Origin of the sequence: Brucella tritici, assembly GCF_008932285.1 — a bacterium.
GTDB lineage: Bacteria > Pseudomonadota > Alphaproteobacteria > Rhizobiales > Rhizobiaceae > Brucella > Brucella tritici.
Genome location: NZ_WBVY01000007.1, coordinates 147,880 through 167,824, shown reverse-complemented (window position 1 = coordinate 167,824; position 19,945 = coordinate 147,880). Strand labels below are relative to the sequence as shown.

Here is a 19,945-nt window from a genome sequence, read left to right as displayed (position 1 = left end):
GCCCATATTTAAATCTCTCTTCAATGAACAGCTCAACTCCCAGCAAAACTAGCCCGTCGCTTCTGCAGGAAAGCACTCACTCCCTCAACAAAGTCATTAGTTCCCATCGTGGCCAGAAAAGTATCACGTTCGGCTTCGAGATGCTCTGCAAGTGAAGGTCCCCCGCTACTCGTGTCAAGGAGATGGCGAAACTTTGCGTATGCATATGAAGGTCCGGTCGCAAGTTTCTTGGATAGCGACTCAAGTTCTGCGTCAAACAATTCCTCTGGCACAATCTTCGAGACAAATCCCCATTCACACGCTTCTTTTGCCGTTAAATAGGTTGATAACAACATCAATTCCATTGAGCGCGTATACCCTATCTTGCGAGGCAGAAACCAGCTCCCGCCGCAATCTGGTACGGCAGCAATTCTGTCGTAAGCGAGAAGGAACTTCGATTTCTCGCTTGCTAGAATGAGGTCGGCTAGCAGTGCAAAGCTGAGGCCTGCTCCAGCAGCAACCCCTTGTACACCAGCTAAGACGGGCACTTCCAGCTGTCTAAATGCAAGTACAGCAGGATTTAATGCATCAATTAAAGTGTTAAATGTATTCGCTGCCGTAACTTTATCGCCAAAAGCGGCTACGTCGCCGCCCGCCATAAAGTTTCCACCTGCTCCCAACAAAACAACGCACCGCAAATTTTGTATTTCTGCAATTTCACGCACAGCCTGTAATAGTTCACTCGCCATTTGTACGTTTACTGCATTCAGAACTTCAGGACGATTAAATATAATTCGCGCGATACCAGTGGCTTCATCATACCGTTTGACTATGGCCGATTCAGTTCTGCTAATAGTATTCATTTGGCTCTCCCATTGCATCAATATTGACCATTTACAATTAACAGCCGTTGCACCTAGGGTAATCAAACTTCTCGTCAACCGATGTGTAAAATCAGATAATTTCGAAGACATAATTGGCTTTTTCTACTAGAATTCCTGTCGAGGTTACCCGACAGGAACATGCATTAGTCATCAATAATAGACTTATTGATTTCGAGACGTCCCCATTACCTTTGCTGCGAGGTCGCGCTCCATATCGTAAGCAATCCAAAGTGCATTCTCATCCTCGGCATTCATGCAAGTTTTCAATTGACTTCGCAGTTCACCCGTCATCAACGATGCAATCTGACCTGCCATCGCTATGGCTCGTGCCAATAAAAGATCTGCACTGTCTTGCAATTCCTGGACGAGACCAATCTGATGGGCGCGCTGGCCGGAAATTGGTTCACCCGTCATGACCATCATTCTGGCTTCGCTCTGACACAGCACTTCACGCGCAATACGATAGCCGCCAATTGCTCCTACCTTTACCTCGGGCAAACCCAAGCGAGAGTCCGGCGTTGCAAGTCGTATATCGCAGGCACACGACAGCATGAAGCCAGACCCCATTGCAGCTCCGTGAATTGCTGCGATGGATGGCAGTGCGCAATCACGCACTGCGCGCATGGCATTTTGTACTGCTCCAGTTCCCGCTAAGGTCTGTTCCGGGGTAAGGGTATTGAATTCCCGGAAGTCGTTTCCTCCGCAGAAATGCTTCTGCGGATGTCCGCTAAACACCAGTGCACCAACCCCATCGCTAACCAGTTGGTTTAACAATGGTGGTAGTCGATCCCAATTGCCGAAGCTAACGGCATTAACCGGGGGGTTGTTGAGGCGAATAATCGCCACTTCTCCATTACGTTCGACTTCAAACATTAGCGCACCGCATAGGATGGTTGACGCTTTTCAAGAAACGCAAGCGCACCTTCACGCGCTTCATCAGTTCTGCGCACTGATGCAGTCAACGTACATTCAAACTCATAACCTTCTTTCAGGTTCATCGCTTCGGTACGGTTCAATCCCTGCTTTGCCAATCTAATGGCAGGGGGGCTCTTACTAGCGATCTGTTCCGCGAGTTCCATCGCGCGAGGAAGAACTGCTTCAGGAGCAACGACCTCATCTACAATATGCGCTCTCAAAGCCTCGTCGGCTGGAACACGACGCCCCGTATACATCATCGAGCGCGTCATACCCTGTCCGGCAAGCCGCATCACATGGCGCGAGCCACCGAGCACACCGACGTCAATTTCAGGCAATGCAAATACGGCTTTCTCCGAGGCAATCCGAACATCACAAAGCGACGCTAACACGATACCGGTACCAACAGCTGCCCCATTTATTGCACCGATCACTGGGACAGGGCAATCATAGAGCGAATTGAATGTTAGTCGGACGTGCGCAAGGTATTCCGTTGCTTTATCAAATTCCAGGTCAACGAAGTCGTTCACATCGTTGCCGCTACAGAACACACGGCCTGCTCCGGTAAAGACCGCGACACGCATTTGTGGATCTTCACCCAAGCGATGGAAAGTGCGACGTAATTCGTCATAGACTTCCAAATTGACCGCATTGGCTGGCGGCCGATCAAGCGTAACGACTGCCAGGCCACGATCTACTGTAACTTTGACGAACTTATTGTCATAGGGCATGTTCTTCCTCCATTAATGTCCTAGATAGCTTGCTTCGACGGCACCACTTGTAAAGAGATGATCGGCAGGGCCTTCTGCTGTGACCGTGCCGCTTTCAAGCACAATAGCGTGCTGTGCTGTCATCTCTGCCAACGTCAAGTTTTGCTCGACAAGTAGTACTGTCATCCCTTCTTGAGCGATTTTGTTGACGGCAAGGCCAACTTGCTCGACAGCCTTTGGTGCGAGGCCTTGACTAGGTTCGTCTAACAACAACACTCGCGGGCGTGACATCAAGGCGCGCGCTAGTGCGAGCATTTGTTGTTCTCCACCCGAAAGTAAACCAGCCATTTGGCCATATCGTTCTGAGAGGATGGGAAACATCTGGGTTACCTGATCCAGTTCAGCCGTACTTGGTTCACCATGCACGAAAGCACCAATTCTAAGATTATCGCGTACCGTCATTTCTGAAAATACCTGTCGACCTTCAGGTACCAACGCGATGCCACGCTTGACACGATCAGCAGGACTTAGATTGGTAATATCTTCGCCATCTAGCAGAATGGTGCCTTTCCGAACTGGAATAAGCCCCGTAATGCAACGGCAGAGAGTCGTCTTTCCAACTCCGTTGGCTCCCATGATAACGGTTGGACGGCCTTTTACAGCGGTGGCATTAACTCCATGCAACACCTCCATCCGGCCATATCCAGCATGTAGATCTGCGATCTCAAGCACTGTCTTTCCTCCGGCCTAGATAAACGTCGATAACATCAGGGTTCTGCTGACATTCGGCAGGTGTACCTTGGAATAAAAGTTTCCCTCTATCTAAAACGGCGACCTGGTCGGCCAGAGACATTAGAAACCGCACATTGTGTTCAATCAGCAGTATAGTGACACCGCGTTTGTTCCACTCACGGATCAGATCGGCCAAACGCGACACCTCGGCTACAGTCATACCCACCGCAGGTTCATCAAGCAGTAACAAGCGAGGTTTCAAAGCCAAAGCCAGTGCTATGCCCAGATGTCTCATCGATGCGTAAGGCAAATCCGCAACTTGACGTTTGAGGATCGGAGCTAATCCAAAGGCTTGAACTAATTCGTCCGACGCGTGATCTCGTCCCGAAGCAGCGGCGGCAATTCTCAAATTTTCTTCAACGGTAAGTCCCAGAAAAGCACGAGTTTGCTGAAATGTACGAACGATACCTCGTGAAACAGCATCTGCAATGTGCCATGGCCCACCCGCTTCACCATTGAATTTGATGCTGCCTGACGTAGGACGTATCAAACCCGAGATCATATTGACAAGTGTCGTTTTCCCGGCCCCGTTCGGGCCGAGAAGACCCATAATCTGTCCCTCATTTACGGACAGCGAAACATCTTGGACTGCAATAATGCCGCCAAAACGAACTCCAAGTTCCTCAACCTCCAGCAAACTCATGAACTTACCTCCACAGTTTTCGTCTTCGCGGAGCGAACAAAATGAGTGCTCATCTTGCCGAGTATCCCGGCCAACCCTTTAGGTGCAAACAGTATGAAGATCAGAAGCAGCATGCCGTAGATGAGAAGACTGTAACCAGACGCTACTCTGAGTGCCTCCGGCAAGGCGGTGAGCAACGCTGCACCCAGGATAGGTCCCCAAAGCGTTCCCATGCCACCAACCACAACCAATGCCACAAGTTGAAAGCCAGTACCGAGTACAGTAAATGTCTCAGGAGCTATGAAGTTAGAGATCGCTGCAAACAGTCCTCCGGCAAGGCCCGTGAATACTGCACTAAAAAGAAATGCGGCAAAACGAGCACGAGAAACACGTATACCTAAAGCTTGTGCCAGCGTCAGATCTTCTCTGACAGCCAGGCAAGCGGCACCAAGTCGTGACCGAACAAACACTTGCGCCATCACATATGTTAGGAGCAAAAGTGCAAGCGCCAAGAACGCATTCCAACGGTTCTGATTCAGCCACGCAAAATTTGGCTTGGATGGACTAGGTATGCCTGCAAGACCTCCAATGCCACCGGTCAGATCTGAGAACACCAAGAATAGCTGGTGTCCAATGAGTCCAATTCCCAGGGTGAGAACTGCAAAGTACAATCCTCTGGTACGAAAGGAGGCCAGTGCGACGAGCGCTCCAAATGCTCCGGTGATTACACCTGCCAGAAAGAGGGCGGACCAAAAAGAGAGGCCGTAACGCGCTGTAAGAATACCGCAGCTATAAGCTCCAACGCCGAACAAGGCTCCATGCGCAAGGGATAAATATCCAGTGTAGCCCAATAGAACATCGAAACTGACTGCTAACGTAGCAAAAATAGCTCCCAAAGTGACAACATACAAGAAGTAGGAGTTAAGTTGCATCGCCAGAACGCTAGCTATCAAGAATATAGCACATGCAACCATCGTGGAACGGAATAATGATTGGTTTGGCATCAGCGTTCCACCTGTAATTTACCGAAAAAGCCCTGCGGTCTTAGCAAAAGAACAGCAACCAGAATTGTAAATGCACCGATATCTGACAGTTCTGAAGAGATGTAACCTGCAATCATGACTTCAACGATGCCGAGAACTAGGCCTCCGATTATTGCGCCTTTTAGGCTACCTATTCCGCCCAAAACCAAGACCGCGAAGGCCTTAAGTATTGGGTTTACGCCCATTGTTGGGTAAATCGGGAACGTTGCCCCGAGAAGTGCACCAGCGATTGCACCCAGACTTGCCCCAATTGCAAAAGTAGCAAATCGAACCTGAAACATGCTGATCCCCATAAGAAGAGCAGCGTCACGGTTCTGAGCCACAGCACGGATTGCTAAACCGAGCCGGGAGCGATTCAATACGAGCCAAACACCTATGGTCGAAAGCACCAAGCTCGTTATGACAATGACCTGCATCCAGGTAAGCACGAAGAATGGTGTGCGCAGAACGCCAGTAACAGGTGAAGGAATGGTACGTGCCTCATTCCCCCACACCAAGACTGCCGTTTGCTGGATGATGATAGATGCAGCAAGAGCTGAGATCATTAAGCTGAGTGGCGGTGCCTTTTCCAGCGGCTTGAAAGCTATTCGATCCACCACAAAACCTAGTACAATAACAGCACCAGTTGCAACAACTAGGGCAAGCCAAAAGTTGAGACCAAATTGGTTCAAGCTATAGGTGAGGAAAGCTCCAACCATGTAGAACTCACCGTGCGCGAAGTTTGGTATCAATAATACACCGAAAATCAGCGTCAAACCCAATGCGACAAGCGCATAAGTACTACCCAAAGCTATGCCGTTAACCAGTTGCTGCAAAAACAGGTCGAACATCACATGCCCTCCAGTTGGATTAATCGACGATACCCGCCGCTGGATGCCAGCCCTCGCCCTGCCAGACGCTAACAGCACTTTTCAACGTGACCTGCCCTTTATCATCGAACAGGAGACCTTCACTGGATGGTATGTAGTCGGAGATCAGAGCCGGGACGTCGGCAACCTTCAACTGTTTTAAAGCCGAATTTACAGCCGAATTCTCAATGCTTCCCGCTTTTTCAATCGCGGCCTTCAAGATATGTACAGAGTCATAGCTCAGGACGCTAAGTTCACCCGAAGGTTGATTGAATTTGGCTTTGTACGCGTCTTCGAGTGCAATAGCCTTCTTGTTTTCGAGCGCGATGTAATCTTCCGTTGTAAATGGGATACAATTGTAAACGCCCTCCATTTCTTTGCTTGATATGTTCTTCAACACTGTCGAGGGCGGCGAAACCATTTCCCAGACGATGTTGCCTTCGAAACCAAGTTGACGGGCCTGTTTGGTAATCAACGCGCCCTCAGCAGGATAGCCCCGAATCAGCAATACCGCTGGTTTCAAACTGGCGATACGAGTCAATATTGCAGAAAAGTCGGTGTCCCCGAGTTTATAACCTTCCTCTGCTAAGACGTTTGCGCCTAACTCCTTAAGGCTTGCTGACAATGCTGGCTGAGTGCCAACAAAGCCAGCGTGGAAACGATCTGTCATCACTGCGACAGAATCGAAGCCTTTGGCTTTGAACAGTCTGACAACAGAGACATCATACTGACTCACCGTCGCCTGGTTCCGGAAGATATTTCTTCCGTTCGTGACACCTTCTGCGATGGTTCCATCAATAATCTGCGTGATATTGTCATTCCGGTCGATAATTGGAAACAACGCTGGTGCTACACCGCTTGCGAGTGGGCCAATAATGAAGCGAACTCCTGACGTATCCAGTTTTTTCAAAGCTGATACGCCTACGGTAGGATTACCCTGATCATCTTCCGTCTGAACCTTGAAGGTGTGCTTGGTGCCACCAACATTAACGCCCCCAGAAGCATTAATTTGTTCCACAGCCAGAGTGATTGCTCGACTTTCTGGTAGTCCGTAGAAGCTGGCCGGACCAGTAATGGGATGTAAGTCCCCGATTACTATCTCTTGCGCGGCCAGAGGCGTACAAACTGAGATAAAAGACAACGCGGTGGCAACTGCGAATACAGCTTTCATTATAACCTCCCATTGATGTTTTAACGTTTTCGCCTCATCAACTGGTATGTCTTAAGCACACTCAGCCAAGATAGCTTTCTTCACTTCATGTTTTTTGATTTTTCCGGCTGGTGTTTTTGGCAGCTCGTCAACAAAGATAACCTGGCGTGGGGTTTTAAACCCTGCGAGCCTCTCCCGGACAAAGCCCTTCACGTCCTCTGCATCGAGTACTGCGTCGCCATCAATTACAATGACTGCTACAACTTTTTCCCCATAGTCATTGTCTGGCATACCAACAACCGCACAATCCTGAACTGAAGGATGGGCGACCAAAATCTGCTCAACCTCTTTTGCGAAAACGTTCTCGCCGCCCGTACGGATCATATCCTTCTTGCGGTCCACCAGATGCACGAACCCTTCTTCGTCGACCTTTCCAATATCTCCTGTATGCAACCAGCCCCCCGCGAAAGCTTCAGCTGTCGCTTCTGGACGATTAAGATACCCGCTCATCAGACCAGGGCCGCGAATACAAATCTCCCCCAACTCACCAACAGGTACTTCGTTGAGATTTTCATCCAGTAAAGCCACCTGCGCTCCTGGTACTGGTTTGCCGATTGATAATGGTTTCTTAAGTGACACCCCTGGAGGATTAATACATATATAGGGGCCTGCCTCAGTCATCCCATAAGCATTGGCAATACCGATTTCCGAAGCTCCCTGCTGCCGAAAAGCATCAACAATCCGAAGAATCAAAACTGACGGATCGTAATTTGCGTACGCAATCAGCTTCATTGAGGACATATCGCTAGATGCCCAAAGTGGCGATTCAATCATCTCTCGAAGAATTCGAGGCACTCCAAACATTCCATTACAACGATATGTTTGAAGATCGCTTACGGCTGCATCGGCTTCGAACCTTTCGGCAATGACTGCCGCCCCTCGACGCATGAAATAGAGCTTCAGATAGTCCCATGCTCCGGTGTGGAAAAGTGGCATGTAACAAAAAAAGCACTCGCTTTCTTTGATCCCGAATATCGGTAATGCCGACATAGCGTCCAGAATGGTTCGTCGATGCGAGATCAGTGCCCCCTTCGGTCGACCCGTCGTGCCGGACGTGTAGAGAACGAGATGTGGATCATCCCAACTAGATGGGCGGGAAACAATCTGACCATCTTTCCCTTCAGCCACTTCCTGCCAAGGAATAGTACCCTCATGGACGCTTCCTCGTAAAATTAAGCGAGGAGGTTCTGCTAGTGGCGCTATGGCCTGCTTTGCCGCGTCCAAAAATTCTAAACTCGTTACCAACAGTAGTGGCTGTGAGTTCCCAAGAATGTAGGTCAACTCTGCAGTCCGAAGCCACATATTCACGGGCACCAGCACGGCACCCATCCCAGCCAATGCATAGCCCAACAACACGTAGTCGTCAGAGTTACGATCCAGCACCGCGACTCGACTGCCTCTCGTTACTCCCAGCGATGAGAGCCCGGTCTGAATCTGCTTCATGTCCTCGGCAAATTCTCGCCAATTTCTGGTCCGCCCCTGAAATATCAAGGCTCGTTCGTTCGGGACCCAACGCGCATTATCCGCGACGACATCGCTCAGAAGAAAGGGTAAACCTCCGACCTCATGCTGCACTGAAGCCTCCATCAACTACGACCGTCGATGCGGTGGTAAACGCCGAGCGATCTGAGCATAAAAATGCAGCTGTATGGGCTATATCGCGGGGTTGACCAAGTCGCCCAATTGGCAACACATCGGGTTTTGAATAGGCGAGAACCTTTTCAGTCATTGGTGTCTCGATGACACCGGGACAAATGCAATTTACACGAATATTCTTTGGCCCACACTCTACAGCTAAGGCTCGGCTCAAAGCCAGAACGCCACCTTTTGAGGCTGAGTAAGAATTCAGCTTTTCCCAGCCTGTGATTGCCACGACAGATGCAATAGTTACTATTGATCCCCTGCCTTGTTCCTCCATTATACGCACCGCACTTCTGCAAACGTTGAAGGTTCCTGTTAGGTTAACAGCAATGACTTGATCCCAGGTTTCATCAGTAACAGCAGTAATTGGGCCATCACTACGAGGACGCCAGATTCCGGCGCAATTCACCACAGCGTCCACCGCGCCCAAGGTATCCTTCACTTTAGCAAACGCATTATCAATCGTTTCAGGTCGTGTAACGTCACATTCACAAAAGAGGCGATTGTCGTCGGATGATGTCGATCCAACATTCAAATCGCAAATTGCAACTTTGGCACCCAACTCTGAGCACACATCAGCAACGCTTTGACCGATGCCGCTTCCTCCCCCTGTCACTACGACGACTTTACCCTCTAAATAGTTTCCAGACATCGACTTCCTCCCTAAATCTCTGAACTGATTGCAGTATTTGACTGCTATATTTGATAGGCTATTCCGTCCTTCTACGAGACCTTGTCTTTCAATGGCAGCAGACCGCCGATGATCATTTCTGATAGATGCTCTGCGACTATCTCCGCAGATTTACCTGCATAAGGGGCCCACCGTTGCACTGAGGAAAGCAACCCTAGTATCCCAAAAGCGGTAATTCGGATGTCAAACGGACGGAAAGTGCCCGCCTTTTGTCCGTCTTCCAAAATCTTAAAAACCCAACGTTCGAATTCGCGTTCTCGTTCAGCGAGATTCCGACGATCTTCATCCTCAATAGAATGTCGTTCACGCCAGAACACTGTTAAAAATCGACTATGGGTTATGTTGTAGATCGCCTGATGCTGGATGAGGCGTCGAAGGCGCTCCTCTGGCCCCCCTTCGTCAAATGCAATAGCCTGGATTGCACCAAAGAAATCGCGCGTTATATCTGCGTATAAGGTTTCCAGCAGATGGGATTTATTGCGAAAGTAGTGGTATATCGCAGGCTTACTGACACCACATACACGTGCGATCTCATTCATCGATGTGTTCGCAAAACCCTTTGCTTCAAAAAGCTCCAACGCCCTTTCATATATCACACGCCTCACCTGGTCGGCTCGTGCGACACCATCTGTAGACTTAGGCAGCTCTTTAATAGCAGTGGTTTTCCGGGTCATCGTCTCCTCCATGTGATATCGTTACTTACCGGTCGGTAAAGTGTCAACACATTTTTAATGACAACTTTGTAAGGCTCTAGATGGCGTCGATTTCAGTAAAACGCGTAGATCTCTATCCCGCTGCGGGAACTGACGTCTGAAAGCTTGGCTTATCAGCCTTCGAGACAAAGCAATAAAGGTTGCCGTTGTTTTCGAAGAACGAGGTCAGCGGTTCGGATACCCCTGGCATCATGCATTTGATGTGATTGATGTCGGTCGGGGTCAATTGCAAGCGCCTTCTTGATGCATCCCATGGTGCATTCCGGGTTTGTAGCGATGCCAATCGCACGAGCCCTCTCCCTTCTCTTCAGAAGATAGGTAACAGCTCCATGTTAGATGGCAGCCCTATGGGTTAAAGGCTCAGATAACTCGCAGCATCAAGTGTCTCACCCAAAATTGCCAGACGATTGCCGATGCTCTCTTTGAGATTGTCGAGGTGAAACAAATCGGCTTCCAGCTTACTAAGCACGCTTGCGGCATGGTGTGTATGGGCACCAGATGCATCCTGGTCGGAGATTTCCGTATCAATGTCGTCTACAAGCTTGTCGATCCCAGATGACAGCATCTCTATTTTAGCAATGATTTCATCGTTTAACTTTTTGAGTTCAAAGATATCCATAGTTTTACTCCCTGAATGTTTTTGTTGGGCTGTTGTTTGTCGATTTCCCAACTGAATATATTATGTGCGCTAAAATGGAATACAACAATATGTAAAATATATTACTTGGCAAACAATGTTTACAATCACTGGAATACAACGGCAATATCAGATGAAATATTAGTTATTATTGGTTTCCATCGGCGGAATTCACATGAAAGCATCAACACCGTCTTCAATTGAAAGCCTGTAATTTATCTCTGAATCCAATGCTTGGGATAGATTGATTTCGTCAATCGCATCATCAATGGTCTTTGTTATGCCACTGTCACTGATTTCGCCGTTGGATCGGTAACTCCAATGGTACGTGAAACGTCCGCCGCCGGATCGCACCAGGATCGTGCCTTCCTGGTCGTCTTCAAAAGCCCGATAGAACTCTGTTTTATTCGTCGTTCGCCCGCGATATCCGCGTTGTTCCAGATTACCCCTGATGATCCTCATAGTGTCGTAGTAATGATGGTTTGATACCATTATACTCTCCTCTCAATAAATAATGTCGTCCCCCAAGTTCCGCTGCGGGAATGCAATCCACATAATCGAAATCAATAGTGCCCACTCTGGGCTCAATAAATTCGTAATGGCTGCCTATTTTTCTTCTCTCAGTTTCTTCACTAGCTTCTCAGCCAGCAATTCCAAATCGGCTACCATCGTCGTTGGCTTGAGGCCGACAGACCGCTGGAGCTCGGACAGTGGTCTATAGAATTCGACCACGCATTGCGTAAGCTGCTCATCTTGTGGCCTTCGCCTGTTTGAGGGGTTGCCCCAGCTTTTGGTTGTGAGCTCGTCCTCTCCGATCAAGGCTGCTAAGCGCACGTTCGTGGTTGCCAGCAATGTCCGTAGTTTTATGTAGGTCGTCTTATTTGGGTGCATAGTTCCTCCTTAATGTCCTTGGTTTCTGCAACTGATATCAGCGGCCGATGCCGTACAACCGAAACGCATCGGCCATCCTGCTCAAGCTGAACGCATCGAATGCGGTTACTTGGAATCCATTTCTTCCTTCAGATCGTCGCACCATGAGAACTTTCTCATAGTCGTCAGCCTTGAAAGAATGCCCGCCTGGAAATACCGAGGGCAATCGCGGCTATAGGCTTTCTTCTGCTCTGCTTGAATGGCAGCTTGATACGGATTCATTGCCGTCTGCTTTATTTGAAATGTGTATGCACCAGCTACCACCAGTCCGATGACCATTATTATTTTTCCCATTTTAACTCCTTTAAGTATGGTTTTCGTGATGATTATTTTTCAAATGAACCTCTGAAAAGTGGTTCGAAATTAAACAGCCTCTTCTTCGGCCTCTTCCTCAGCTTCATCGCGTAGCTGCTCAAGGCGGTCTTCTATATCACCGAGGGCCGTTTCGGGGTTTGCTAGATTGTAGCAGCGAGTTAGAAACTCCCGATCACCGTCATCTCCATTGTCGATTTCCTGATAGCCGAAATCGCGATCTTCCCATGAAATGACGCCGTTTGAATTGATTTCGTAGCCGTTACCACTGATATTCAATCGCTCGATTGCTTCCTCAGTAAGCTCGATTTCAATGCCTTCTTCGATGTCAACGCGATGCCAAACGGCTACGATATCCAGATATTCGGACTCTGTTGAAAATGACGCGTCGCCGTGTTCGCTAACCCATTTTGAAAGGCGATTTTTTACAGCTTTGCGCGTGCGCCCATCCAAGTCAGAGAGCTCGGATTCATAATTATCGTTCAGGTACTCAAACCTTTCTTCGCCGTTCAAATTGAAGCGAAGAATTCCGCTCGACCAGTTGTTGCTGTTGTCGTAGCGATCAAATCCGTAGTCAAAATCAGGGCGGATGTTTTCGATTTTCAGTGTCATAGCTAAACTCCTTATTTTTATGACATTTTTTGATTTTTCTCATTTGAGAACACCTATGGTGTCGTTTAATTTTCCATAAAGGAGAAGGCTACGAGAGCCTTGTAGAGCCAGCTGAACGCCCCTCGAAAACCCCTTCCATATGGCTTCGGAGAAGGGGTTTGGGCGAGGCATTAAGCGTAAGCTGGAGCGCTGGAATGATAGAGATCGCGAATGCGGTCTGTCACCGCTTTCTCGTAACCGTAATATTCAACGTCTTTTGCCCAAACATGCAGCTCGCCACGACGACGCTCATCGTCTTCAAAGTGCAACCAAACGACTTCCTGACCGCCGACATAAGCGGTCTCATTTGATGAGCTGATGGAATAGGTTACACCATCAATTTCGACGTCGAATTCAACTTCTTCCTGATCATCTTCGGAGGTTTTTTCGCCGTCATAGCCGTCGCGTACGTCACGAGCACGTTGCAAAACGTCCATGGAAATTGGATTTTCGCGAAGGTAATCGTTGACGGCACCAATGACCTCGCTTTTGAAGTCTTCGTAAGCTTCGCCGTCATATTCCTCATCATCTGAAGAAACATCAAAACTCTTTAGGCCGCCATCGTCGTTGTTGTTGAAAGCAGCGTCGCTATTTTCACACAGAAAGCCATTATCCAGGTTAATCCACTCAAGCAGATTTTCGCACTGACCGTTGTAATTAACGGTGAACGTTGCGGCCAACGCTCCACCATCCCAAAACTCAACCCCGACGTTATCGATCTGCATTTCATTATTTTTGTTCGACATTATATTTTCCTTTAATTGTTAGCTGCTTCAGAAGATTGCTTTGTTCTTCATGTATTAACGATGTTCGCCTTTTAGCTAACAATCAATACCTATTTTCTGAAATTGTTATCTAGAAAACGAAGTATGTTTACAAAATTAGACACTGTATAGAGAATATAATAGAATTATTTTTATGAAGATGCGATTTTTATGCTTGCAAATGTTTAATTTCGGCCGATGGAATCCAATTTTGGGCATTTTTATCGGCCGACAGAAATTCTCATAGGCGGTTGTGATAATCCATTGGCCGGAAATAACGGGCTCTCGAATTCCTGAACGCCCATCATGGGGGTCGATATTTTATTACTCAAGGAATCTCAATGGGGACTAAACGCGTCGTCGCATAGTCCGACATGAGCCTCAAGTTTTCTATCATTAAAGCCCTCACTTCAGGATTGTCGCCTTCCTGTTCCAGCTTCTCAGCGATAGCGATCAGCATGTCCTGTCCGGACAGCATATCGTCGGCGCTTACGGTGCCCTTCTTCACTGCTTCATCGATTGCATCCATTAGATAGATGCCGTCTTCTGGTAGGGACGTGATCTCCGATTTCTTGCGCAGCTCTTCGGCTTCTTCAGCGCTGATGTTGACTTTGAGGGCGGTAATATTGCTCATTTAGCTTTCTCCTTTGTTTGCAGCTGGTGGCTGGATATCGTGGGTTCGTGAAGGATTCATTGCAGTCGTCGAATTTCATCGGCGAATTCCTTCAGGCAAGCGTCGATGTCAGTATCGGCCATTCCTGGCTTCCAAGACCCTGTTAATGCGACTACCAGTAATTTCCTGATGCGGTCGGCAGATCTAGGGCGCAATGTCGAAATGCGTTTGTCGTCGATTATGATGACCTCATCGCCGCGTATGAGACCGCGCTTGAAGGCAGGTTGGTAACTAACACGGTTTCCATTTATCACCAGTTCGAAGGCCTCAGGTTTGATGCCAAGGATCTCGAAAATTGGCGTTAACGGGTTTTTGCTGACACTTGCAGACTTCCGATCTCTTATTTCGCCTTCAATGGCTGCCAACAGGGCTTCTGGTGGCAACTTTTTGAGGCTGGCGGTTGTCATATCCAGGATCACCGCAAGCTCAGTTTTCCAGAGTTTATGCTTCTTCAAGAGTCTTTTGATCTCGTGTTCGACGAATTCGGCTTCGGTTGTTGGATAACGCATGTCGCCTCCTCACCAGCAGTTTTCGCAAACGAGTTTTGGCAAATACACTGGCTCATTTCCGCAATGTGGACAGCTGTCCCATATTTGGCCTTTTGCCTCAGCTAAAAAGCGGCTCTTGCGTGCAGAAATTGCAGGCGCTGCCTTCGTCTTTTCAGATTCGTATTCAGCACGGATAAACTGGGTTTTCTCGTTGAAACCAAAGATCGCTACCCGTTTACTCAATGTAGGGACATCAAACAGAGTGACGTCATTGCCTTCGATTTTGATAGTTTCCTGGAACGTTGCTGGATGACGCGGGTCGTTCAGAAGGCGGTTTGTGGCTTCCGCTACCGAGAAGCTTGGAAGCGACAGAGTTGATGTCTTCCTGTCCATTTTCAGTTTGCGCATCACTTTGAAGGCGATTTCGGAGGCGGCATCTTTTTCGGCTGCGCTTTCATCAACACTCAGGATTTCCATGTTGCCAGCAACGGCGTATTTCACTGGAGAAGCGCCGAAATCAGACAGGTAGCTCATCTGTGCCGAGATTGTCGTGCCGACTGCCAAGGTCTGTGTGCTGGCATCGAGCTTGAGCTTCGCTTTCGCATTCCCTTTGTCGAGAATTACGATGACATCGATCCATTCGCGACCGATTTTGGCGATCTTAATTGTGCGTGGGTATGTTTTCTTTTGCTTAGCGTAGAAGGTCATTGAGAAATTCCTTTAAGTAATGTTTGTAGGCATATTATGTGCGCTTTTTAGCTAACATTCAATTATATATTTGTTATTATTTATTTCTACTGCAAACATTGTTTACCGAAGTAGGTATAACCACGGGCTTAAATGTCGGTTATTTTCGTTTTTCTTTCATTATTTGGATTCATCGGCGGATTTTATTAGCCGATAACCGCCGACAGAATTTGCCCCCGCACTTTAAAAGGTTGAATTGAAGCCATTACCCAAACTCCTCCTAATAAAAAACAATCGATACGGTTCATTCGACCTCGTGGCATGTTCTGCTGACATCTGCTTTCTCCTTCATTTGGCTTTATGCGTTATTGCGTTATCTGCTGTTATGCCATTCTGAATATCTTTGCAATAGCTATTTCCTGTTGACACTTCGATTCCATCCTCATAATGCATAATTGCTTTTCATGGTATTATTGGAAGTTGGCAATAATGACATTAGACCCATCTGAAATCAAAAAAACAGCGTCTATTCGCGCACTAAATGACGTATTGCGAACTCAGGGCATTGGCGGCCAGGTGATTGTTGTAGGTGGTCTGGCGCAAATGGAAGATGACGGTTTTCGTCAGAAAGTAGTGACGGCTGTTCGTAAACAGAAAATCGTTACTGGCGACAAGGACGACCCATATTCGGAGCATGACTTCGGCCAGGTCGTTGTCGATGGCCAGAAATTCCTATGGAAAATCGACTACTACGATCTGGATTACAAATATGCTTCCGAAGCGCCAGAAAACGCGAAAATCACGCAGCGAGTGCTATCAATCATGTTTGCAAGCGACTATTAGTGTCGATGGGGAATTAGTTATTAAGGGGAGTTGGGGAATGGCATCAAAGCGTGCGATATTGGCGACGTCGATATTGTTGATGGTTGGAGCAGCCTGTTCATCCCTCCTCTCAATGGCAAAAGCCGATACTTTCCCAATTGATGGCAAAGGCCCTGATTATCAGATCATCAAGTCGTCCGGTTTTGGCACCGAAGCTGCCTACGTCGAGGCGCAATCGACTGTCGACGACATCAAGAACTGGTGCGAAAACTGGTATCCAGGGAAGAAGAACTGCGTGTCCGACAACTCTGGCGATCTGGACACCGTTTATAAGGCCTCGGCTGACTGCGCTGCAGGCACAATGACCGACCCCAACGGCATGAAAGTTAAATGGACAGGTCTGAACCGGGGCAAGGACTTCAACCGCTTCTACGAATTCACCAATGTCACCACTGGCAAGAAAATCGGTTTCTCAAACGCTGACGGTGGTGTCGGTTTGATGGCGCAATGGATGACGCTGTGTCCGTTTGGACTCCCGTATTCTGAATTACCGAAATCGAAAACTATAGACGTGAACCGCGATTATCCGAGACTTCGAGATCGAGACGTCCAGATGACAGAGCACGTCGGACACAACGGCAGCCTGATGGTGCTTGATAAGGACCTCGGTGTAGTCGTGTATAGAGAACCAAAATACAAAAGCATCGCCGAAAACACAGTGCTCTTTCGGGGTTCGATTAGTTTGGAACACGGCGTTCCGACCAGAGGCATGGCTTACGCCTTCAAGAAGGGCTGCGAGCCGCAACCATATTATGTGAATGGGTTCTTCGAGAATGAAAAGTCTGGAAAGCTCATTCTATCGGGCGAGGCTCCGATTTGGGATGGCTGCAATGTAAAAGGCTACAGTTCGAAATCGAAGAATGCCAAACTGGTTTTCGACATGGATTTAATGTGAAATCCGTTCGAATTTCGAAACGATAATGTCCGGCTGGACAGCAAAGTCTTATAGAATCCCGTGAAACACGGACGTGGGCTTTAGACACTTAAGCCTTTATAAAACCACGTAAACAGCGGATGTGGGATTTAAACATTTCCGTAAGTAGAAAACCAAAACGCCCTCCTGAACACGAAAACAGGAGAGCGTTTATTGTGTCGCGTAACGCTATGCGACGAGCGTTCGGGTCTGGTAATAAAGGAGCTACCAACCCGACTGTCGGTGTTGTTTTAAGCGGCACGACCGCCGACTGCGCTGCCGATACACATTGGTGTATTCTTAAAACCCTGTGTACTGCAATTATGGTAGCTGTCGATTTCCCAAGTTGCAAATTCGACCGTTTTCCGCCGACAGAATTATTGGTAAAAATGATGGGACAACGTTTTAATCCCACGTTGCTCAATCCCCGGATTTAGTGGTCGCCAGCTTACGGATTTGCCAGAATAGCTGACGTAACCCATGTTTTTAATCAATGGGGTTTAGACATTCAAACCCTGCAGCACCGGGCGTAGGATTCTAACATCACTACACGCACCATTCAGCCAATCAGCTCCACCGTCTCGACATCCATGTCCATGTCAAACATCACAACTTCGCTTTCACCACGTTCTGTGAAGGCCATCGCGATGTCACGCTTATTGACGAATGCCTTCAGGATATAGGGCGTACCTACGGTAACCCCGCGAATTCCAATGCGTGCGAATTTTTCGGCAACATTGATGTCAGTCGTCCATGCCAACCCGGATACGTAATTTCGACCGCAACGGTGGTCGTTTTGCCCACGATAGATTTCCAGCACGTCCTCACTGGGAAACAGCGCATCCAGATCCCGTTGACAGGCCTTTGTCAGATAAGCGTGGCGGTAAAGCGTATTTAGCATCAGATTTTGAATGGCATCGTGATTGATGTTGTCGAAGGTCGGCCAAAAGGTCGACAGATCCCGCCAGAATGCCCGATGGTTTTTCGGTTTGTCCTCGATGCCTTCATAATGGCTGATAAGTGCTGCGCACCGTAGCACGGAATCGTATTTGTTCAGGTCAATCTGACTTTTCATGTCGGCTCCTTAAATTTCGGTTATTCCTGAGTGTCAGCCAGCGGCTTGCATTAAACCAACGGATATTTTTACGCTTTTGCATTTATGATCTAGACAAGCTGAAAACTACATCGTATACGGGCTTTACAAACAAGGAGAAAGATCGTGAACACCACCCCAAACTTCAACAGCATAGCATGCATATCGGGCGTCAAACACGTCACGATAATAGCTATATCTGTTTGAAGTATATAGGGTTTCACGGTAACATATAGCTCTGCTGAACTGAGCTTGGCGGCCGCTCCAAGGCCGTGATTTCTAACAATTCAACGCCGGATCGACGCAGACGAATTCATATCGTTTGCGTCTTTGACGTCAGGGATTTTCCGCCTACCTACGGCGAACAACCCGATATAAGACGTTTTTAATATGAAAATCCGAATTGGTAGCTACGGCTGCTAATAGGGCAAAGTCCGAAACCTCAGGCGGCCTGTAACTGGCCGCCTGACCCCTACACAAGGAAACGATTCAGGCAGCGGTATGCCCTCGCAACAGGGGAGCTGTGCCTTACAAAAAGATGGAGAATTGAAATGAGCAGATACTGGCTTGACTGGTTTGCTAAAAACGCGATGGAAATCGAGAACCGTCATCTGATTGGCAATGGCAAGAATCCTTACGCGTCACCTGCGGAATGTATCCGTGTTCTTGTTGGACAAGCTTATATCATCGTGAACGATCCGGATTTATCAGTCAGGCAGGCAATGAATGAAGACTACTTATACCTGGTTGATAAATTAGCGCCATTCAGTGGGGCCGATCTCGAACTTGCCAGACCGCCTCTCGCCGTAGCTGTCGCTGATACGCCCGACTACAATGTCTATGCATATGATCACGAGATCGAAGAACGGGCAAAAGAGGTCATCAATACACATTCCAGAATCTATCTGGACCTTGCAGATCATGTGTTCATGATGCCTGGCAATGTTTTTCAGGTGCGTGCGCTTTTCATCACGGGAGGTGTTAAACACGTTCATTTCAGCGCCATTCTGACACGCCCTGGCACCAACAAAGGCTGGTTGTTCGCATGGCTTGAAGGCCACCACAACAGACATCCAACTAACATACTATACGATGATGTCTGGGCACCGGATCTTTGGATGATTGCCGACGCGAGCAGGCCAATCAATCGCAAGAAGATCGACTACAGTGCCTTTGCTGACCTTGAACGGCTTGCATCGATGACAATTGCCAACTGGTCAACACTTAAACAGCATGCAGCGCCTGCTCTGCCGAATTTCGACAGACATCCAGCCGCTGCAAACAATGGTCCGCTGCCAACGGAAGCAATGGCGGAATATGTTGCACATGGTGATCGCATCGGTGAAATGCCAATGGCGGATTCGATCTTCAATGTCGTCGCTCTGCCAGCACTCGGTGAGGCACGCATCCGACAGATCCGTAATCGCATTTCGGGCATTAAGTACCAGGATCGTCAGCGTAAGAATTGCGCCCATACGGTCGATGGATTCTGGAGAATGCAGGCATATGGTCCAGATCGCAAATTGCGTAAAAGGGTTTGGATCGACGGTTTCAAAAGAGGATCAGGCCCAGCTAAACCCGTGATGAACTCGTTGCCAAGGGAATATCGTGCTGCATGAAAATGAAAACGGCCGGATGACTTCAGATGTTACGAGGTTGTCCGGTTGACGGACGAGATGGCTGGATAGGTTTCGTCGGTCAAACAAGTCTCCACGGGCTATTCAATATTCAAATCTTTTTTCCAACCATCCATAACATCTTTTATCCCCATCCAGTTGATCACTGTTGTTAGCAAAAGGAATTTCTCCATCTGGATATAGCGGTACTGTCACAATTCTGTGAAGAAAATGCCACAAATTTCTTTACG

At 48.1% G+C, this 19,945-nt stretch carries 23 protein-coding genes; 3 read left to right on the top strand and 20 right to left on the bottom strand.

The window, feature by feature from the left end:
- Positions 1-32: 32 nt before the first annotated feature.
- The 19 genes from F9K94_RS21915 to F9K94_RS21825 all read right to left on the bottom strand — a co-directional run bounded on the left by F9K94_RS21915 (position 33) and on the right by F9K94_RS21825 (position 15,211).
- Positions 33-842, bottom strand: coding sequence for an enoyl-CoA hydratase/isomerase family protein (locus F9K94_RS21915; RefSeq protein ID WP_151648553.1), 810 nt, complete (start codon positions 840-842; stop codon positions 33-35).
- A gap of 183 nt (positions 843-1,025) precedes the next feature.
- Positions 1,026-1,736 (bottom strand): enoyl-CoA hydratase/isomerase family protein, encoded by a 711-nt coding sequence (locus tag F9K94_RS21910; protein WP_151648551.1) that lies wholly within the window; start codon positions 1,734-1,736, stop codon positions 1,026-1,028.
- A complete protein-coding gene (locus F9K94_RS21905; RefSeq protein WP_151648549.1) occupies positions 1,736-2,509 on the bottom strand; it encodes an enoyl-CoA hydratase-related protein in 774 nt (257 codons plus the stop codon). Before F9K94_RS21905 ends, F9K94_RS21910 begins: the two co-directional genes overlap by 1 nt.
- A 12-nt stretch (positions 2,510-2,521) precedes the next feature.
- On the bottom strand, positions 2,522-3,220 hold the full coding sequence (locus F9K94_RS21900) for an ABC transporter ATP-binding protein (RefSeq protein ID WP_151648547.1): 699 nt from the start codon (positions 3,218-3,220) through the stop codon (positions 2,522-2,524).
- A complete protein-coding gene (locus tag F9K94_RS21895) occupies positions 3,213-3,923 on the bottom strand; it encodes an ABC transporter ATP-binding protein (RefSeq protein WP_151648545.1) in 711 nt (236 codons plus the stop codon). Before F9K94_RS21895 ends, F9K94_RS21900 begins: the two co-directional genes overlap by 8 nt.
- Positions 3,920-4,906: a branched-chain amino acid ABC transporter permease gene (locus tag F9K94_RS21890; RefSeq protein ID WP_151648543.1), complete on the bottom strand. Its 987-nt coding sequence runs from the start codon at positions 4,904-4,906 to the stop codon at positions 3,920-3,922. The genes F9K94_RS21895 and F9K94_RS21890 overlap by 4 nt, the downstream gene beginning before the upstream one ends.
- Positions 4,906-5,775 carry a branched-chain amino acid ABC transporter permease gene (locus F9K94_RS21885; protein WP_151648541.1) on the bottom strand — a complete coding sequence of 290 codons (870 nt, stop codon included), beginning with the start codon at positions 5,773-5,775 and terminating at the stop codon, positions 4,906-4,908. The genes F9K94_RS21890 and F9K94_RS21885 overlap by 1 nt, the downstream gene beginning before the upstream one ends.
- 19 nt (positions 5,776-5,794) lie before the next feature.
- Complete coding sequence (locus F9K94_RS21880) at positions 5,795-6,964, bottom strand: ABC transporter substrate-binding protein (RefSeq protein ID WP_151648539.1); 1,170 nt, start codon at positions 6,962-6,964, stop codon at positions 5,795-5,797.
- Between the two features lie 51 nt (positions 6,965-7,015).
- Positions 7,016-8,578 (bottom strand): class I adenylate-forming enzyme family protein, encoded by a 1,563-nt coding sequence (locus F9K94_RS21875; RefSeq protein ID WP_151648537.1) that lies wholly within the window; start codon positions 8,576-8,578, stop codon positions 7,016-7,018.
- The gene (locus F9K94_RS21870; protein WP_151648535.1) at positions 8,568-9,296 is read right to left on the bottom strand and encodes an SDR family NAD(P)-dependent oxidoreductase; all 729 of its coding nucleotides are present in this window, start codon (positions 9,294-9,296) and stop codon (positions 8,568-8,570) included. Before F9K94_RS21870 ends, F9K94_RS21875 begins: the two co-directional genes overlap by 11 nt.
- Positions 9,297-9,367: 71 nt before the next feature.
- Positions 9,368-10,009: a TetR/AcrR family transcriptional regulator gene (locus F9K94_RS21865; RefSeq protein WP_151648533.1), complete on the bottom strand. Its 642-nt coding sequence runs from the start codon at positions 10,007-10,009 to the stop codon at positions 9,368-9,370.
- Between the two features lie 391 nt (positions 10,010-10,400).
- Positions 10,401-10,667: a hypothetical protein gene (locus F9K94_RS21860; protein WP_151648531.1), complete on the bottom strand. Its 267-nt coding sequence runs from the start codon at positions 10,665-10,667 to the stop codon at positions 10,401-10,403.
- Between the two features lie 189 nt (positions 10,668-10,856).
- Positions 10,857-11,177, bottom strand: coding sequence for a hypothetical protein (locus F9K94_RS21855; protein WP_151648529.1), 321 nt, complete (start codon positions 11,175-11,177; stop codon positions 10,857-10,859).
- A 504-nt stretch (positions 11,178-11,681) separates the two neighbouring features.
- A complete protein-coding gene (locus F9K94_RS21850; RefSeq protein WP_210250260.1) occupies positions 11,682-11,909 on the bottom strand; it encodes a hypothetical protein in 228 nt (75 codons plus the stop codon).
- A 69-nt stretch (positions 11,910-11,978) separates the two neighbouring features.
- The gene (locus F9K94_RS21845) at positions 11,979-12,539 is read right to left on the bottom strand and encodes a hypothetical protein (RefSeq protein WP_151648524.1); all 561 of its coding nucleotides are present in this window, start codon (positions 12,537-12,539) and stop codon (positions 11,979-11,981) included.
- A gap of 170 nt (positions 12,540-12,709) precedes the next feature.
- The gene (locus tag F9K94_RS21840) at positions 12,710-13,324 is read right to left on the bottom strand and encodes a hypothetical protein (RefSeq protein WP_151648522.1); all 615 of its coding nucleotides are present in this window, start codon (positions 13,322-13,324) and stop codon (positions 12,710-12,712) included.
- A gap of 346 nt (positions 13,325-13,670) precedes the next feature.
- The gene (locus F9K94_RS21835) at positions 13,671-13,976 is read right to left on the bottom strand and encodes a hypothetical protein (RefSeq protein WP_151648520.1); all 306 of its coding nucleotides are present in this window, start codon (positions 13,974-13,976) and stop codon (positions 13,671-13,673) included.
- Positions 13,977-14,032: 56 nt separating this feature from the next.
- The gene (locus F9K94_RS21830; RefSeq protein WP_151648518.1) at positions 14,033-14,524 is read right to left on the bottom strand and encodes a hypothetical protein; all 492 of its coding nucleotides are present in this window, start codon (positions 14,522-14,524) and stop codon (positions 14,033-14,035) included.
- Between the two features lie 9 nt (positions 14,525-14,533).
- On the bottom strand, positions 14,534-15,211 hold the full coding sequence (locus F9K94_RS21825) for a hypothetical protein (RefSeq protein WP_151648516.1): 678 nt from the start codon (positions 15,209-15,211) through the stop codon (positions 14,534-14,536).
- A gap of 468 nt (positions 15,212-15,679) precedes the next feature.
- Here F9K94_RS21825 and F9K94_RS21820 point away from each other — a divergent pair, with 468 nt between their 5' ends.
- Entirely contained in the window at positions 15,680-16,033 is a 354-nt protein-coding gene (locus tag F9K94_RS21820; RefSeq protein WP_192799558.1) for a DUF3768 domain-containing protein, read from the top strand.
- Positions 16,034-16,070: 37 nt separating this feature from the next.
- Positions 16,071-16,967 (top strand): hypothetical protein, encoded by an 897-nt coding sequence (locus F9K94_RS21815; protein ID WP_151648512.1) that lies wholly within the window; start codon positions 16,071-16,073, stop codon positions 16,965-16,967.
- Positions 16,968-17,544: 577 nt separating this feature from the next.
- Here the strand turns inward: F9K94_RS21815 and F9K94_RS21810 are convergent.
- Complete coding sequence (locus tag F9K94_RS21810; protein ID WP_151648510.1) at positions 17,545-18,060, bottom strand: hypothetical protein; 516 nt, start codon at positions 18,058-18,060, stop codon at positions 17,545-17,547.
- A 569-nt stretch (positions 18,061-18,629) separates the two neighbouring features.
- On the opposite strand from F9K94_RS21810, the gene F9K94_RS21805 reads away from it, so the two are divergent.
- Entirely contained in the window at positions 18,630-19,697 is a 1,068-nt protein-coding gene (locus F9K94_RS21805; protein WP_151648508.1) for a hypothetical protein, read from the top strand.
- Positions 19,698-19,945 lie beyond the last annotated feature (248 nt).